The sequence below is a fragment of the Aeromicrobium sp. PFPM2_SD2 genome (genome assembly GCF_057364525.1).
Map to the genome: position 1 here is coordinate 1 of NZ_JBNFNZ010000539.1, position 1,523 is coordinate 1,523.

Annotated in this window: 1 protein-coding gene and 2 pseudogenes; 2 read left to right on the top strand and 1 reads right to left on the bottom strand. The window is 72.6% G+C overall.

Features of this window, described 5'->3' with window-relative positions:
* A partial coding sequence (locus AC2W7G_RS16055) for an ACT domain-containing protein (RefSeq protein WP_485869319.1) occupies positions 1-304 on the bottom strand: 304 nt, incomplete at its 3' end.
* 83 nt (positions 305-387) lie between these two features.
* Between AC2W7G_RS16055 and AC2W7G_RS16060 the strand changes: the two are divergent.
* Positions 388-1,193: pseudogene (locus AC2W7G_RS16060) on the top strand (ABC transporter ATP-binding protein).
* A 30-nt stretch (positions 1,194-1,223) separates the two neighbouring features.
* Positions 1,224-1,523: pseudogene (locus AC2W7G_RS16065) on the top strand (hypothetical protein); the annotation flags it as partial.

Genomic DNA, 1,523 nt, shown 5'->3' on the forward strand with positions numbered 1-1,523 from the left:
GGGCCGGCGACCCGGGCGCGGCCCGGTTGTCGCCCGTGCCGTGCTCGATCTCGACGTGCAGCCCGAAGCCGTCGCCGACCGCGCGCACCGTGCGCTCGAGGGCGTCGCCGTCTGCCGGGACGGTCAGCAGGACGCTGAGCACGAGGCGGCCGCGGACGACCAGCTGCTCGACGTCGACGACCTCCACGTCGAAGGCGGACAGGGCGTCGAACAGCCGCGTGGAGACGCCGCTCTGGTCCGGCCCGGTCAGCGTGACGAGGACGGTCGGGGCGGTCAGGTGCACGGCGGGCACGTGGTCGGTCATCGGGCACGAGGCTACCGTCAGCGCCTCACGGCACTCCGATAGGTTGTTGGTCACACGAACGAGGTCGTCGGGAGGGAGCCTGCATGGAACCGGTCGTGAGCCTGTCCGAGGTCAAGGTCGTCCGCTCGGGCTCGACGTTGCTCGACGGCATCGACTGGGAGGTCATGCCCGACCAGCGCTGGGTCGTCCTCGGTCCGAACGGCGCCGGCAAGAGCACGCTGCTGCAGGTCGTGGGGGCGCAGATGCACCCGACGAGCGGCCGGGCCTCGGTGCTGGGCGAGACGCTCGGCCAGGTCGACGTGTTCGACCTGCGCACCCGCATCGGCCACACCTCGGTCACGATCGCCGACCGGCTTCCCCGCGACGAGGCGGTCGAGGACGTCGTGCTGTCCGCCGCCTACGCCGTCACCGGCCGCTGGCGCGAGCAGTACGACGACGAGGACTACCGGCGCTGCCAGCAGATCCTCGGCGAGATGGGCGTCCAGCACCTGGGCCGGCGCACGTTCGGCACCCTCAGCGAGGGCGAGCGCAAGCGCGTCCTCATCGCCCGGGCCCTCATGACCGACCCCGAGCTGCTGCTGCTCGACGAGCCTGGTGCCGGACTCGACCTGGGCGCGCGCGAGGACCTGCTACTCAGCCTCACGGTGCTCGCCACGTCGCCGCAGCGCCCGCGACGATCATGGTGTCGCACCACGTCGAGGAGATCCCGGTCGGCTTCACCCACGTGCTGATGCTGCGCGAGGGCAAGGTCGTGGCCGCCGGCCCGATCGACGACGTGCTGACCACCGACAACCTCGGCGCCACGTTCGGCATGCGCCTGCACATCTTCGTGGACGACGGCCGGTACATGGCCCGCCGTTCGACGTACGGGACGCGCCGCGCGCTCTAGGGTGACGGCAGCGACGACGGGAGGACGCGCGTGACCGAGATGATCCAGGACAACCCCTGGGTGGTGTGGGCCGCGCTCGCGGTCGTCCTGGCCGTGCTCGAGGTCCTCGGCCTGGACCTGGTGCTGCTCATGCTGGCCATCGGTGCCGGGGTGGCCGCGGTGGCCAGCGCCGCCGGCGCCCCGACCTGGCTGTGCATCGTGATCTTCGTGGTCGCGTCGACCGCCCTGCTGCTCCTGGCCCGTCCGCCGATCGTCGCGCGCCTGCACGCCGGCCCGACCGTCCGCAGCGGCACGTCCGGCCCTCGTCGGACGCCGCGCGGTGGCGCTGAC